Below are 13,419 nucleotides of genomic sequence, written 5' to 3'. Positions count from 1 at the left end.
TCGGCGCTCGCTCCGGTGGGCGCGGATTCCGCGTGACCCCGGACCGTGCGGGGCATGGAGGCGCTCGCTGAGGGACGACGGCGCGCAGGGAGCATGCGCTCCCACGGAACGAAGCCCGTTATGCCCCGATAAGATACGTTCTGTGATCAGGACAGGACGGCCTCGGCGTCATCGCCCGCCCTACGGTGGCCGACGGGAGCCCGTATTGCTGTCGCCCGCCATTCTCACCGTCCTCATCGCCGCCCTGGCCTTCGCCACCCCCCGCGAGATCGCCTTCAGCCGTCTCCTGCCCGCCGCACCCGCCCTCGCCGCCGCGATGTGGCCCGTGCTCGCGACGATCCTGCTGGGCGCGTTCTGCCTGCTGGTGATGATCGGACTCAGCCTCGTCTACGCCGATCTGGGAACGCCGTACACGGCAGCTGCGATCGTCGCGGTCACCTTGGCGGCCGCCTACACGAGCCATCTCCGACTCCAGCGAGAGGAGGCACTCTTCCAGATCCGGCTCGTCGCCGACGCGGCACAGCAGGTGCTGCTGCGCCCGCTGCCGCGACGGGTCCAGGACGTCGAGATCGAGTCGCTGTACCTGGCGGCCCAGGAGCAGGCCCGCATCGGAGGCGACTTCTACGAGGTGGCCGACACGCCGTACGGGGTTCGGCTGCTCATCGGTGACGTGCGGGGCAAGGGGCTGTCGGCGGTGGGCGCGGCCTCGGCGGTGATCAACTGCTTCCGCGAGAACGCGTACGACCAGCCCGACCTGAGGGGCATCATCCATCGCCTGGAAACCAGCATGGGCCGCTACAGCGTCGCGATCCTCGACCCGGATCAGCCCGAGCACTTCGCCACCGCACTGATCGCCGAGATCCCGTACATCGGTGGACATGTGAAGATCCTCAACTGTGGGCATCCCCCGCCACTGCTGGTGCAGAACGGCGAGATCCGCGTCGTCGAGCCCACTGTCCCCTCGCCGCCCCTCAATCTCGCGACACTCCTCGGGGACGACTACCACGTCGACACCGTCGCCTTCGCCGCGGGCGACCAGATGCTGCTCTACACCGACGGTGTGACGGAGACCCGGGACCGCACCGGCACGTTCTTCCCCCTGCCGGAGTGGATGCAGCAGATCGGCCCGGCGGCGCCCCGTGAGCTGCTGGACCGGCTTCACCAAGACCTGCTCCACTACAGCGGCGGGAGGCTCGACGACGACATCGCTGCGGTCGCCGTCCGCTGTTCGCGCCCCGGGACTCAGCAGCGCCCTGCGTAGGTGGCCGGCAGGCCCAGGTCCTGGGTGCCCAGGTGACATACGAGAAGCCCCATGAAGGCGGCGCCTGGGCAACCCTGGACCTGAGATTCAACCATCGCCGCTCGGCTTCGGCGGCGAGTGTGGGCCGTTAGTTGGCGGCGTACTGGGGCGCGGCGTACGGAGCCGGAGCCGCCTGCGGAGCAGCGTAGGGGGCCGCCTGCGGGTCGTAACTGGTGGCTGGAGCCGTCTGCGGGGCAGCGTAGGGAGCCGACTGCGGGGCGTAGTACGGCCGGTTGTACTGGTAGCCGCCCCACGTGGCCACGGCGGTGGCCTGCGAGTTGGCCACCGCGGTGCCGCCCCCGACGGCCACGGCCGTGGCTTGCGAGTTGGCCACCGCGGTGATCTGCGGCGGGGCGCCGTAGCCACCGGCAAAGCTGACTCCGGCGCCAAGGGCGGAGAGCCCCGCGACCGCGGCAGCGACAACGGCAACGCGCTGAATCTTGCGCATGATTCGACCCTTTCGTACCGGGACATCGAGCCCCGGGGTTGACTACTCAACGTGAGCATATATGCCCGCTTTGTAGCAATTTGGGATCAATGGCGCTCTATATGCCGTGTCGGTCGCTCGTTTCGCTTTGTATGACGAACGCCATTGAATGGGCCGGCTTCCCGGTGAGTGCGGTGTCGGGGAGGCACATGAACGGCAACTGCGCCAGTTCGAGCCGCCGCCGGCTGGAACGGATCGCCGAACAGCTCGACTTCGTCGGCACCACCCCGACGCGCAGCGGCGTCTACGTCGTCGACCGCCTGCGGCGGGGGAGATCAGCGCCCAGGAGGCGCTGGCCGACGGTAGCCCCGCGAGTCGCCGTCGGGGGCCGCGTCGCGCCCGACAACCCGAGCCAAGTACCTGCGGGTGACGGTGAATTCGGGAGACCACGCCGACCTCGACTCCGGCGCACGGAAGCCCACCGGGATCACCGAGGTTCGCGCCCGCACCCGGCACCGCAGCCTCGACGCCCGAAGGGCGAGTAAGACGGTGGCCGCGCCGTCAACATCATCGAGTGCTGACCGGCGCCGCCACCGCAGCACATCACAGCGTCCCGGTCGTTCCCATCCCGGACGCGCTGCCCGCGAGCCACTCGTCCCATCCCAGGTTGAAGTCGGCGTAGCCGTTGTCGGCGGGGGCCTTCGCACGGGGCGAGCCCGTGATGGTGACGGGGTCGCCCTGCTTGACCTGGCCGTAGAACCACTTGGCGTCCGCCATGGACAGGTGGACGCAGCCGTGCGAGCCGCGGGCGCTGCCGCTGCCCGGATAGGGGTCGCCGGTCGAGTAGTGCACGTACGTGCCGGACTGGGTCAGGTGGATGTCCCAGGGCAGCGTCAGGTCGTAGTAGTTGGGGCTGCCCTTGTCGCAGCTGATGCCGACGCTGCAGGAGGTCATGTGGACCTTCTCCTGCTTGTCGATGACGGCCATCGTGCCGTTCCACGTCGGATACTGAGCGCTGCCCGCATTGATCGACAGGGTGCGCACCACCTTGCCGTTCCGGGTCACCTTCATGGTGTGGCCGGTCACCGAGACGTCCGCGCGCACGTCGTCGCCGATCGTGAAGGTGTGCGTGTAGTTGCGCACGCCGTAGCGCCCGTCGCCGTTGCTGACACCCTGCAGGTCAGCATCGATCTTGACCTTCGTGCCGGAGGGCCAGTACGTCTTCGGGCGCCAGTCGGCGCGCTGGTCGCCGAACCAGTGCCAGGCGCCCGCCACCGGCTGAGAGGCGCTCACCTTCATGTGCTTTTCCACCGTGGCTCGTGCCTTCGCCGCCACCGGGTTCGTGAAGACCACCGAGATGGGCATGGCCACGCCGACCGTGGTTCCCGACTGCGGCATGATCGAGTCCAGCAGCATCGGCGGGCCCGCGGGCTTCGTCGGTGACGGCGAGGCGCTCGCGCCCGGCTTGCCCGACGCCTTCGCGTCGCTCCCGCCGGCCGTGTCAGTGCGGCCCCCACCGCAGGCAGTCACGCCCACCAGCATCGCACCCGTGACGAGTGCGATCCCTATGCCGCCCTTGCGCCGTCCCACGATCTGCCCCGCTCTCTCGCTCTTCGGCCCTGACGGGCCCGACTCCCTGTCAGACAGAGAGGAGATCGCCACAGTTGCACACCTCCCGTAAAACGTGTCCCAAATCTCGGTGCGCATCGCCGAGCCGGGGACCATGAGGGGGGGGCGACATGGGCGCTTCCCACCTCGAGAGCACGTGTTCCCGGGCTGGCCGACGCGGAGGCCGAGGTCCGTTCATCACCATCCTGACCAAGGCGCAAAAGCCAACACCGAGCTGCGCCGTCCTACGCCTGGTTGTCACGGACGGTGACCGCACGGCGGAGGGCTTCGCGGCATGCCAGGACGGCGGGGTGCCGGCTGCGGCCTTGGTGTACGACGGTGACGATGCGGCGTGTGCGCTGGCCGCGGGGGAGTTGCCGCAGGGTGACGGTCGGGGCTGTCCGCTCCAGACGAGGTCGGGGAGGAAGGCCGCGGCGTGCTTCTGCTCGACGAGGCGCTGGTGGAGCAGGAGGTCGGTGGTCTCGAACCGTACGTCGGGTTCGAACCCGGCGTTGCGGCACAGGGTCATGGCCCAGTGTCGTGCGACTGTGCCTTGCTCGTGGCCGGCCGCGGGGACGCACTGCGTACCCTGGGCGGAATCGTCACCGGCTGCTGCTCTGGGGCGCGCTGACCGTGGCCGGGATCACGGCCGTGCTCGCCGCCTCGCCCGCGGCCTACCTCGCTGTCAGACTCATCGGCGCCGGCTACCTGGTGTTCCTGGCGCGCAGGCGCTGTGGCAGCACCGCCGTGCCGCATCCGCCGTCTCAACGGAGAGCGGTGCTGTCGCCGGAATCCCGTGGCGAACCGGGCTGGTCAGCAACGTCCTCAACCCGAAGATCGCCGTCTTCTGCACCGGGCTGCTGCCCACGCCGGCCCCGCCCCACCTGCCGGCCGCCTGGGCCATGACGCTCCTCGACCTCCTCCACACCACGCTCACCCTCGCCTGGCTGGCAGCTACGTACTCCTGGTGGCCAAGGCCGGACACTTCCTCGAAAAGCCACGGACCCGCCGTGCCCTCGGGTGCACCACGGGTCTCGTGCTGATCGGCTTGGGTCTCGTGATCGCGACCACGTCCGGCTGATCCGCACGCGCCACCCACCTCACCGCTTCCGACAACCTCCGGGAGGGGAACCTACGGCCGCCGCATCATCAACACCTCCAGCACCTCGTGGAGATACGCGCCGAACTCCCCGCCCTCCTCCGGGGGCAGCACCGAGGGCGCGGCATGGCCGAGTTGGGCGTGGCCCAGATAGACGGTGTACGCGAGCAGTCCGCGGCGGCGGGCCTCCGGCTCGGGGAAGCCGAGGTCGGCGAAGAGCTGTGCGACGTACGCCACCCTGCGTTCGGTCACCCGGCGCAGGGCCGCCGCCACTTGGGGGTGCTTGGCGGTGGCGAGCAGCGCGACCTCGAGCGGGTCGGCCGTGGCCGACGTGATGGCTTCTGTGAAGAGCAGATGGATCCGCTTCCTGGGGTCTGTCTCCGCCTCCACCTCGCTGATGGTGCCCTCGGTGTTGATCTCCGCCCAGCGGTCGAGAGCGGCCTCGATGAGCGCGTCGCGGTTGGCGAAGTGCCAGTAGAAGCTGCCCTTGGTCGTGCCGAGCCGGGCTGCCAGAGGCTCCACGGCGACGGCCGCGACACCGCCCTCGCCGATCGCGGTGAGCGCGGCGTCCGCCCAGTCCTGGGCGGTCAACCGGGCCTTCCTGTCCTGCCGTTGCTGCCGTTGCGCCATGACCATACGCTATCGTATGGTCAACCGTACGGCAGCGTATGGAGGTGTTCGGTGACCGCGATCCGCAATGTCCACGAGCGTGTGATCGAGGTCCCCGCGGCGGCCGCCGGTGCCCTGCTCGACCGCCTCTCCGCCGCGGACGACCCGATCTTCCCAACCCCGGCCTGGCCGCGGATGCGCCTCGACGGCCCACTCGCCGTGGGCTCCGACGGCGGGCACGGCCGGATCCGTTACCACGTCACGGCCTACGAACCCGGGCGTCGCGTCCGCTTCGACACCCCGCCGGACGGCGGCCTCGACGGATACCACGAACTGACGGTCGCACCGGTCGGCGCCGGACGCTGCCGCGTACGCCATGTCCTCGAGTGTGAGGCGCGCGGCCTCCTCCGGTTCCAGTGGGCCTGCGTCATACGGCACCTCCACGACACGATGGTCGAAGAGATCTTCGACAACATCGAGCGGGCGGCGGCCGGCGGCGTCGCCCGCCCCGTCCGCTGGACACCGTGGGTCCGGCTGCTCCACCGGCTCGGCTGGGCCCGGCCCCAAGCCGTCGCCACACCGGCGGGGGCCCGGCTGATCCGTACCTGCCTCGACCGTTCCGACTACGAGGACGCGTACCGGATGGAGCTCCTGCCGGGCCTGCCGCGTGACCCGGCGGCCTGGACGGGCATCCTGCGCAGCGCCTTCCCGGTCCTCGACCAAGCGGACGGCGAACTGCTGCTGGACGTGAACACCGCGGGTCTGACGGCCCGCGCCTCGATCCTGGTCGATGAGCGGTACGTCACCCTCAGCACGGCGGTGAAGGCCGACGGCCTGCGCGCACGCCTTTACTGGGGCGTGGTGCGGCGCGTACACCCCTTCATGGCCCGCACCATGTTCCGGCGTACGCACCGCAGGTTGGCCCTCGCGGCGCCCAGCGCCGGAGAGCGGCATGGGGCGGCCCCGCCCAGAGTGTCCGTCACCGGATCACCGGACGAGAAGTGAGCCGGGGCCCGTGTCCCAGCGGTTGGCATACCGCTCGTTCTCCTGACCAGACGTCAGCCAGGTCGTTCCGTGGCCCGGCCGGTCAGGAGGCGGTGGTTGATGTGTCAAGGTGCGGCGTCGGTGGCATCGAGGTCCTCGGCCAGGAGGTGGCCGGTGCCTTCGTCCAGTTCGACCGCTTGGGTGCCGCTGGAGGCCTGGGCCTTGCGGGTGTCGGTGGGGGTCCAGCCGGTCCACCACTTCAGGTCGTCGACGCTGACCGGGCCGAAGGCCTTGAGACGTCCATGAGCCGGCGGGGCGTGAGCGCCGGATCCGGCCCTCGGCGGCGAGCGCGGCCAGTACGGGAGAGCTCGCGCTCGCCGTGGCTGGTAGGGCTTTCCTGGGAAGGTGACGAGCTGTTTGCGCAAGTCGGGGACGTCGATGGCGGGCTGGTCGGCGGTGGCCTCGCCGCGCAGGGTCAGGGCCTGGACGGCGGCCTGTTCGACGGCCGCGTAACGGTGTTCCACCGTAGACACTCGACCATCACACCACTCCGGTGATCGTCTCCGGTCAGAGCACGCTGCGCGGAACATCCTTGACGAACACGATGGCGTCGCTGTCCATCAGGTGGGCCGGGTCCAGCGGGGCGTAGCCGAACCAGGGTGACACACGGGGTGTCGGCAGTCTGTCACCGAGGGCGGTGGCCAGCCGCGAGGTGTCGATGACACAGCGGTCCTCCGGGAGCGGGAGCGCGTACAGGAGGCCTTCGAGGGTGTCAGGGCGCGGGGTGTCCACTCCTTGGTGCCGGATCGTACCGAGGGCCGTGGCCACGAAGGCGTACTCCGTGCCGAGACGGGCGCTCACGATCGCGCCGGCGCTCCACCACTGCACCGGCCCCTGCCACATCTGCATCGTGCTCTTCTCCCGCTGGAGATGGGAGTTCTGGGCGTGGATGAGCGCCGGGCCCCGTTCGGCGAGGGCGAGGAGGTTGCGGGCCATCATCACATCCCGGAGCGCGCACAGCCGGGTCATGCGGACCGGTGAGGTGTCGGCCATCCAGTAGTGGTAACGCAGCAGGCCGGTGGCGGTGCGCGCGTACAGGCGTGCACGGTCCCAGTCGTCCCGCGAGGTCTCCGTGATCAGGTGGGGTGTCTGTGCGTCCAGCAGCGCCACGAGATCGTCGGCGAGCAGCCGCAGACGGCCGGCCTCGGCCGACCGCCCCACCGACTGGGCCGGGTCCATCATCGCGGCGGGGTTGGTCCACCGGTCGTCGGTGCCGAGCAGGCGGTCGAGTGTTTCCGCGGTGCAGGGGAGCAGGTCCGCGTCCACCCGGGCCGCGAGGTAGCCGTGCAGCGCGGTGAGGGCCTGCCGGGGGCTAGCGGCGGCGGTGATCTCCAGCGGGCCGTCGAAACCGGCGAAGCGGAGCCGCTCGGACGCGGGCCGGCCGTCGTTGTAGGCGCGCATCCAGCGCACGAGTTCGCGGTTGGCGGCAAAGGTGCCCCAGTCGTGGCTGAATCCGCGCTCCATGACCTCGTCGAGGGTGCCCGTGCCGCAGGTGACGTAGTCGTCCACGACCAAACCCATCAGGCAGTCGCTCTCGATCGCGACCGTGCGGTAGCCCTCCTGCTCGACGAGCTGCCGGAAGACCTCGTTGCGCAACTCGAGCAGTGTGTCCTCGCCGTGGGTGGGTTCGCCCAGGGCCAGCAGCCGGGGCCGGTCTGGGAGCAGCCTCATGACGGTGGCAGCCTCGACTGCATGGGTGGTGTCGGTGATGTCGATAGCCATGCCTTCAACGGTATCGCTGAACCTTCGGTTGAAACTTTTTCCGCGATATCGTTGTTCCATGCGACGGAACCCTCAAAACGGTGGGCGACTCAGGCCGGTGGATCTGGCGCGGCGGCACGGTCTGTCCACGCAGGCGGTCAGGAACTACGAGGAGGCCGGCATCCTTCCGACCGCCGATCGCACCCCGCACGGCTACCGCACCTATACCTCCCTGCACGCGGGGGCCCTTCGTGCGTTTCTTGCCCTGGTGCCCGGTCACGGCCACCAGACGGCGACGTCGATCATGCGGGCCGTCAACCAGGGCGCGGTCGATGAGGCGTTCCGCCTCATCGACGAGAGCCACGCCCAACTCCTTGACGACCGGCGAACCCTCCAGGCCGTGCAGAGCGCCCTGCGTGACCTGGCACCCACCGCGGCGTCCGGGCCCGGGGCACGGTCGGGTTCCGGTGCGGGGTCCGAGCCGGCCGCGGTGTCCGGTCCCGGGGTCACGTTCATCGGTCCGCTGGCAGGGAAGCTCGGAATCCGGCCCGCTACGCTCCGCAAATGGGAGCGCGCCGGGCTGGTGCGCCCGCGCCGCGACCCGCTGACCGGGTACCGCGTGTACGACGAGGCCGACGTACGGGACGCCCGGCTGGCCCACCAACTCAGGCGGGGCGGCTACCTGTTGGAGCAGATCGCCCCGCTGATCGCCCAGGTACGGGCGGCCGGTGGGCTCGAACCGCTGGAGGCCGCACTGGGCGGCTGGCACGCCCGGCTGTCCGCCCGCGGGCGGGCCCTGCTGACCGGGGCCGCAGAGCTGGAGACCTACCTCCGCGAGCACGAAGAAGCGCGCGCAGACCTGAGCGAACCCACGCCGGATTCAACGCGCTAGGGAAGTCACGATGGCCTGGCTGTCCGTCTCCAGTGGCGTAGCTCCTCAGCGAGGGTCCTGCGGTCCGCGTGCGACGAGCGGGCGGCTGCCGTCCTCGGGCAGGACAACGAGGAAGCGCCGGATTCCGTCTTCGATGTGGGCAAGGCCGATCGTGCCGGCGGAGTCGCAGGCCTCAGCGGCGGGTTCCGCGCCTTCGGTCAGCGTGTCGAGCCTTGCGTAGTGCCTCGCCAGTGTCGAGGCGGGACCGTGGAGCCACAGACCCACCCGCGCCCCTCTCCGAAGTGCGGCGAGGAGGTCGTCGCGGGCCTCCCCCGGGGCGGCGGCCTGGAGCGCGTTGTGAAGCCGCTCCTGAGCGCACGGCTGTGTCGGAGCCGCTTCAGCTTTCTGGCGGCACTTCGGACAGGCCTGCGGGCCCGCCGGGTCGAAGAGGTGCCGATAGCGGGTGGCCTCGCGCTCTGGAACGCCGCAGAGTGTCCCGCTGTGGGCCATCGCATGCTCGACGCCGGTGACTTCGCCGAGCCGGCCTGCGCCGAAGCGGGCCGCCTCCCGTGCGGTCGCGAAGGACCAGCCGTTGTCCGGGCCATGGATCATGCCGGCGACGGTGCCACAACCGTCCCGCCCGGCCGGTCCGATCCTGTACCGGGGACACCGCTGGATCAACCTCCATCCGGCCCCAGCTGCCCACCCGTGCCCTGCGCGTACGGCCGTCTCCTGTACGAAGCCCTCGCCACCGACGGCGACACCTCGCCGGTAGGGATTTGGGGCCGGCGAGGAACGCGCAGTGATCAGGAAGAGACTCCTCGCTCTCCGTCCTCGTCCTACACCGCCTGCCGAAGCTCCTTCTCCAACAGCGTGAAGGTCTTGGGAGCCCCACCCGGCTGCGGCTTGCCCTCCTTGTGGCCCACGATGCGGTAACCGGAGTCCCGGTAGTAGGCGTTGAGCTGTGCGTTGTCGGCCAAGCAGTCCAAGCGCACGCAAGTCCGTCCCGCCGCAGCCACTCGGCGTTCCGCGGCCCCCAGCAGCAGCCGCCCCGTCCCGGGCACGGCGGTACCACGGTCAACCATGAGCCGGTGCACGTACCCGGCCACGGGAGGCTGCGGGCCCCACGCAGCCTCGTCCTCCCACCACAGCTCCCAGGCGCCGGTGATGTGCCCGCCGGCTTCCGCGAGCCAGACCTCGCCGTGCACCATGACCTGGCGGAAGTGGTCCTCGGCCAGCTCCCCCGGCTGCCACTGGCCGGTGATGCCGCGGGCCAGCATCCAGCGGGCCGCGTCGTCGCGGAGGCGGACGAGAGTCGCCAGATCGGCCTCAGTGGCAGGGCGAACGCGCAGACCATTCACCCGGCGATCTTCGCACAACTGTCCCACGACGGCATCTGTCAGACGTCCTCACGAAGGGCGAATTCGCGGACCTGCTGCTTCGACCTCCCTGCCGATAGGCTCGACAACGTCTGCGAGATCGCCGAAGCCCTGGTTTCTGGGCACCGAGGAGTGTCGATGCACCGCCCGGACCCACGGTATGCGGCACGGATCGCCACGTATGGGAGTGTGGCCACGCGGCTGTCCCTGCTGAGTGACCATCGGATCGGCGAGGCCGTGGCTGCCGCGGACCCGCTCGGCTCGGGTATCGGCGGCAGGTCGGCGGAGCTGGACATCGATGGCACGCGGGTGTTCGTGAAGCGGGTCCCTCTGACGGACACCGAGTTGCTGCCGGGGAACGCGCGATCGACGGCGAACCTCTTCGGGCTTCCGCTGTTCTACCAGTACGGTGTGGGCTCGGCCGGCTTCGGGGCCTGGCGGGAACTGGCCGTGCACGTCATGACCACCAACTGGGTCCTCAAGAACGAGTACGAGGGCTTTCCCCTGATGTACCACTGGCGCATCCTGCCCGACTCCCCTCCCGAAGGATTCACCGACGAGTTCGGAGGCATCGACGGAGCGGTCGCGCACTGGGAGGGCTCATCGGCCGTGCGGGAGCGGCTGGAGGCCGTCGGCCGGTCCTCGTCCAGCCTGGTGCTCTTCTTGGAGCATGTCCCGCAGACACTTGCCGACTGGTTGCACGACCACCGGACCGCCGCAGCGGAGGGTGCGGAGGACTCGCCGTACCTGTGGGTGGAAGAATCCCTGGCGCGCGGCACCGACTTCATGAGCTCGCACGGACTCGTCCACTTCGATGCCCACTTCGCAAATGTCCTGACGGACGGTCGACTGCTGTACTTCGCGGACTTCGGACTCGCCTTGAGCTCCGGCTTCGAACTGTCGGCAATGGAGCGGGAGTTCCTCTCCGCCCACCGTGCGTATGACCGCTGCCACACCGTGAGCCACCTGCTCCGCCGCCACCTGCCCGACCGGCTGCGCGGCGGCAGGGAACACGACGTATTCCTGCGCGAGTGGATCGCCGGCCACCGGCCCGATGGCGTCCCGGGCGAGCTCGCCGCGATCATCGACCGGCATGCCCCAGCCGCCGTGGTCATGGGCGAATTCCAGCGCCGCCTGCTCACCGAGACCAAGCGAACGCCATTCCCGGCCGCGGACATCGAGCGAGCCTGGCGCACCACTGCCGTCGCGGCGTCCCGCTAGGGCCTGTCCTCGGGGCGGCCTGACCTGCAAAACCCACCTCGCCGAAGAAGGCGGCTGCCAGCCCCTCGCTCTCCTGATCACCCCCGGCCAGTGGGACGATGCCCCACGATCCCCGAGCCGACGAGGGCCAGTACCTGGCAAGACCCACCGCGCCCCGCTACGTTGGTGTCTGCGCACAACTGGGCAGTGGAGGGGGCCAGGCGTGACGAGCGGGCAGGGCGGCCGAACATCTGCGACCGCAGCAGCCGATACGGAGACCACACCACCCACGGACCCGCACGCGAACCCGGATGCGCAGGCTGACCCGGGTGACGGGCCGGACCACTTAGCGGGAGGCGACCCGGGGCAAGGTGAAGCCAGCCTCGCCGAGTACCTGTTCTTCTTCCTCGGCCTGTTGCCTACGTTCATTTCCGGGACACGGATCTATCTGATCGCTCACGGCGACCGTACGACCATGCTGGAACTGCTCGGCACGCTGAACGTGAGCGCCCTGGCGCTGGACACCTTCATTCGCTTCATCGGTGTGATCGGCGGGGCGGTGACGGCGTTCCTCCTGGTGCGCCTCATCCTCGAACGCCCGGAATCCCCTCCCCGCTCCTGGCTCCGCCGCGTCATCTGGGACCACCGCCGCCCGGCGCTCTGGCTGCTGGGAGGCACCTTCGCGGCGTTCATCAGTACCGCCTACGTGGAAGAGTTCTACGACACCGACCACAAGTGGACATGGCAGCCCGTCGACCTCTTCAGGATCTACGCCTGGCTCGCGGTGCTGTATGTCGGCCGCGCACTGGCTCTCTGTGCCTGGCGACGCCGATCCGCGTCCCGACGACCGAGCCCGGACGGCACGTCGGCCGACACGACGGCGGGCATAACGGACGGGACCACGGATGACCGCGGCGACCCGGACCAGGCTCAGACGTCGGCTGCGCCCACCCGAAGCCCGTGGCGCATGTGGGGAGTGGCGACGTACACCCTTCTCCCCGTCGCCGTCCTGATGACGTGGTCGCTGCTCAAGCAGTCCGACGACCGCATGTGGCTGCCCGCCCAGGTGATCACCCTCGACAGCGTCCCCGCCGTGATGAAGCAGGAGGGCGTTCAGCAGAACCCGGAGTTCCCGCATCTGAATGTCGAGCACGACGGTCACTACACCTTCGTCGGCTACGTCCTCGAGGACAACGACACCTCGGAGACCATCCTGTCCTCCAACGGAGTCCTGCTGTCCGTCGAGTCCAAACGCGTTGTCGACCAGGAGTTCTGTCAGTACGAGCCCACCCATGACGCCGCGGACGACACCCCCCTCATCGACCGCATCCTCAACCACGACGACTCCTGGAACCCCGGGTTGACCTGTGAGGACCTACTCAAGAAGACGTCGACCACGGTCCCTTGAGATGTTCGCCCGGCACGAGGGCATCCAAAGACCTGAATACAACCCTGCCGAGGACCGGAAGGCGCTGCCCGTACCCCTACCGGCGGGCGACACGGTACGGCTGTGGGTGTCCGACCCGGCCGCCGTGCAGTACGGCGGCCGGGTCGGCGTACGTGGTCCGGGCGGAACTGCCGGAAGCGGACGTGCAGTCGGCTCCCCGGGAATCCCTGGTCCCGCGTGGCCCCCGGTCCCGGGCCGTCAGGAGACACGGATGTCCGACCAGTTCGTGGCCTTGCCGACCTGCGACCGGCTGTCGAGGCCGCCGTGGCCCTCGCCCCGGTTCAGCCAGGCGCGGCCGTCCTTGTCGAGCGAGATCAGGTCGGCCCGGCCGTCCCCGGACAGCTCGAGCCCGCCGACCACGTCCTTGTAGGAGGTGCCCCAGTCCTTGAAGACCGGCGACCGCGGCGTCATACCAACCAAGATCGCCTCGCGGGGCAGGCTTCTCCCCTCTGTTCAGCGGAGTTCACCGAGCGGGTGCAGCACTTCGCCTTCGTCGCCCAACGACAACTGCGCCCTGCGCCGCTGCCGCCTTCAAGCGCCTCAAGGGCCCGCTGCCGGGTCGTCGGACGGCAGCACCGGCTCCTGGCCGCCGCCGCCCAGCCTCGCCGGTCCGAGCGGCGTCGATGTGGCACCGTTCACCCGGTCCGGTCGCGGCGGCCGCCATGGTCCGTCCTGCCCGACGACCCGACGACCCGGCGGGTCGGCTGCTCGCGACGACGGAAGCCGTCATGCAA

General features: G+C 69.8%; 13 protein-coding genes. 5 read left to right on the top strand and 8 right to left on the bottom strand.

Going from position 1 to position 13,419, the window contains the following annotated elements; all coding sequences use genetic code 11:
- Window positions 1–142: 142 nt before the first annotated feature.
- A complete protein-coding gene (locus tag ACFYZB_RS20775; protein ID WP_351208161.1) occupies window positions 143–1,261 on the top strand; it encodes a PP2C family protein-serine/threonine phosphatase in 1,119 nt (372 codons plus the stop codon).
- A 127-nt stretch (window positions 1,262–1,388) separates the two neighbouring features.
- Here the strand turns inward: ACFYZB_RS20775 and ACFYZB_RS20770 are convergent, their stop codons facing one another.
- The 3 genes from ACFYZB_RS20770 to ACFYZB_RS20760 form a co-directional block, all read right to left on the bottom strand.
- A complete protein-coding gene (locus ACFYZB_RS20770; protein WP_351208160.1) occupies window positions 1,389–1,748 on the bottom strand; it encodes a hypothetical protein in 360 nt (119 codons plus the stop codon).
- Window positions 1,749–2,330: 582 nt separating this feature from the next.
- A complete protein-coding gene (locus ACFYZB_RS20765) occupies window positions 2,331–3,317 on the bottom strand; it encodes an Ig-like domain-containing protein (protein WP_388760510.1) in 987 nt (328 codons plus the stop codon).
- Between the two features lie 1,150 nt (window positions 3,318–4,467).
- Window positions 4,468–5,070 (bottom strand): TetR/AcrR family transcriptional regulator, encoded by a 603-nt coding sequence (locus tag ACFYZB_RS20760; protein WP_388760508.1) that lies wholly within the window; start codon window positions 5,068–5,070, stop codon window positions 4,468–4,470.
- A gap of 45 nt (window positions 5,071–5,115) precedes the next feature.
- On the opposite strand from ACFYZB_RS20760, the gene ACFYZB_RS20755 reads away from it, so the two are divergent.
- On the top strand, window positions 5,116–6,048 hold the full coding sequence (locus tag ACFYZB_RS20755; protein WP_388760506.1) for a DUF2867 domain-containing protein: 933 nt from the start codon (window positions 5,116–5,118) through the stop codon (window positions 6,046–6,048).
- 104 nt (window positions 6,049–6,152) lie between these two features.
- Here the strand turns inward: ACFYZB_RS20755 and ACFYZB_RS20750 are convergent, their stop codons facing one another.
- Both ACFYZB_RS20750 and ACFYZB_RS20745 read right to left on the bottom strand, forming a co-directional pair.
- Window positions 6,153–6,560 (bottom strand): hypothetical protein, encoded by a 408-nt coding sequence (locus ACFYZB_RS20750; RefSeq protein WP_388760503.1) that lies wholly within the window; start codon window positions 6,558–6,560, stop codon window positions 6,153–6,155.
- 34 nt (window positions 6,561–6,594) lie between these two features.
- On the bottom strand, window positions 6,595–7,809 hold the full coding sequence (locus ACFYZB_RS20745; protein ID WP_388760500.1) for an erythromycin esterase family protein: 1,215 nt from the start codon (window positions 7,807–7,809) through the stop codon (window positions 6,595–6,597).
- Window positions 7,810–7,867: 58 nt separating this feature from the next.
- Here ACFYZB_RS20745 and ACFYZB_RS20740 point away from each other — a divergent pair, with 58 nt between their 5' ends.
- On the top strand, window positions 7,868–8,680 hold the full coding sequence (locus ACFYZB_RS20740; protein WP_388760498.1) for a TioE family transcriptional regulator: 813 nt from the start codon (window positions 7,868–7,870) through the stop codon (window positions 8,678–8,680).
- Between the two features lie 45 nt (window positions 8,681–8,725).
- Here the strand turns inward: ACFYZB_RS20740 and ACFYZB_RS20735 are convergent, their stop codons facing one another.
- Both ACFYZB_RS20735 and ACFYZB_RS20730 read right to left on the bottom strand, forming a co-directional pair.
- On the bottom strand, window positions 8,726–9,271 hold the full coding sequence (locus ACFYZB_RS20735) for a hypothetical protein (RefSeq protein WP_388760496.1): 546 nt from the start codon (window positions 9,269–9,271) through the stop codon (window positions 8,726–8,728).
- A gap of 227 nt (window positions 9,272–9,498) precedes the next feature.
- The gene (locus tag ACFYZB_RS20730) at window positions 9,499–10,020 is read right to left on the bottom strand and encodes a GNAT family N-acetyltransferase (protein WP_388760493.1); all 522 of its coding nucleotides are present in this window, start codon (window positions 10,018–10,020) and stop codon (window positions 9,499–9,501) included.
- A 156-nt stretch (window positions 10,021–10,176) separates the two neighbouring features.
- Between ACFYZB_RS20730 and ACFYZB_RS20725 the strand changes: the two genes are divergently transcribed.
- Window positions 10,177–11,259, top strand: a complete 1,083-nt coding sequence (locus ACFYZB_RS20725) for a protein kinase family protein (RefSeq protein WP_388760490.1) — start codon at window positions 10,177–10,179, stop codon at window positions 11,257–11,259.
- A gap of 202 nt (window positions 11,260–11,461) precedes the next feature.
- Window positions 11,462–12,646, top strand: a complete 1,185-nt coding sequence (locus ACFYZB_RS20720; RefSeq protein WP_388760488.1) for a hypothetical protein — start codon at window positions 11,462–11,464, stop codon at window positions 12,644–12,646.
- Between the two features lie 237 nt (window positions 12,647–12,883).
- Here ACFYZB_RS20720 and ACFYZB_RS20715 read toward each other — a convergent pair whose 3' ends face one another.
- Window positions 12,884–13,096 (bottom strand): hypothetical protein, encoded by a 213-nt coding sequence (locus tag ACFYZB_RS20715; RefSeq protein ID WP_388760485.1) that lies wholly within the window; start codon window positions 13,094–13,096, stop codon window positions 12,884–12,886.
- Window positions 13,097–13,419 lie beyond the last annotated feature (323 nt).

Source organism: Streptomyces sp. NPDC001852 (assembly GCF_042891825.1).
Taxonomy (GTDB): Bacteria; Actinomycetota; Actinomycetes; order Streptomycetales; family Streptomycetaceae; genus Streptomyces.
Note: the sequence above shows the minus strand (reverse complement) of the source record. Positions and strands in the feature narration are given on the sequence as shown.